This is a genomic window from Mycolicibacterium rhodesiae, from assembly GCF_002086695.1.
GTDB classification, from domain to species: domain Bacteria; phylum Actinomycetota; class Actinomycetes; order Mycobacteriales; family Mycobacteriaceae; genus Mycobacterium; species Mycobacterium rhodesiae.
The window spans coordinates 1-1,178 of the sequence record NZ_MVIH01000043.1; the positions used below are offsets into that span (position 1 = coordinate 1).

Genomic DNA, 1,178 nt, shown 5'->3' on the forward strand with positions numbered 1-1,178 from the left:
TCATTGATCCGCATCGCCCCCAACTGGGCGGTCACCCCGGCCCCGAAGGTGGCGGCCAACCCGATCCCGGCCACCACCGGGGCGCTGATGCGCACGTTGATGAAGGCGGCCAAAAAGCCGGTGAGTGCTTCGATTCCGATATTGCCCAGCGAGGAATACCCCTGCACCGCCAAGGTGCCACCGGCGGCCAGGGTCAAAAACCCGACGACGACCACAGTGCCGCCGATCATCGCCAACGTGCCCGCCCCCATCGAGATCTCGGCGATCAACCGGATGATCTCTTTACGGAAATGCAACGCCGCATGCGGAGTCCCCGCCAACGCCCGACCATAAAAGATCGTGTGATCCCCGATCCGCCCCACCGTGCCCAACGGGCGGCGCACCTGACGGGCGATCCGCGGATACAAAGCCTGTAACGACGCCATCAGTTACCGGGCACTCATCCGGATACCGATCGCCGTGACGACCACGTTCACCACGAACAACGCCATAAACGCGTACACCACCGTCTCATTGACCGCATTACCCACCGCCTTGGCACCACCACCGGTGATCGTCAACCCCCGATAACACGCCACCAGACCGGCGATCAACCCGAACAACGCCGCCTTGACACACGAAATGATCACCTCCGGCACCCCGGTCAACAACGTGATCCCCGCCGCGAACGCCCCCGGATTCACATCCTGGACGAACACCGAGAACACATAACCACCCAGGATCCCGATGATCACCACCAACGAATTCAACAACAGCGCAACCAAACCCGACGCCAACATCCGCGGCGTCACCAACCGCTGCACCGGGTTGATCCCCAACACCTCCATCGCGTCGATCTCTTCACGAATCGTGCGCGACCCCAAATCCGCACACATCGCCGTCGCCCCCGCACCCGCCACAATCAACACCGTCACCAACGGGCCCACCTGAGTCACCGCACCGAACGCCGCCCCCGCCCCCGACAAATCAGCAGCGCCCAACTCCCGCAACAAAATATTGAGCGTGAACGACACCAACACCGTGAACGGAATCGCCACCAACAACGTCGGCGCCAACGACACCCGCGCCACAAACCACGCCTGCTCCAAAAACTCCCGCCACTGAAACGGCTTCCGAAACACAAACCGCACCGCATCCGCCGACATCGCAAACAAGCCACCAATAGCCTGCATCGGACC

General features: G+C 62.2%; 2 protein-coding genes. Both read right to left on the reverse strand.

The genetic code is table 11. The features are described 5' to 3' along the window. Positions 1-425, reverse strand: a 425-nt coding sequence (locus BST42_RS28850) for an ABC transporter permease (protein ID WP_207569595.1), incomplete at its 3' end; no start/stop codon positions are given. A gap of 3 nt (positions 426-428) precedes the next feature. Beyond that, positions 429-1,178: MlaE family ABC transporter permease (locus BST42_RS28855; protein WP_237159644.1), on the reverse strand; the 750-nt coding region annotated here is incomplete at its 5' end.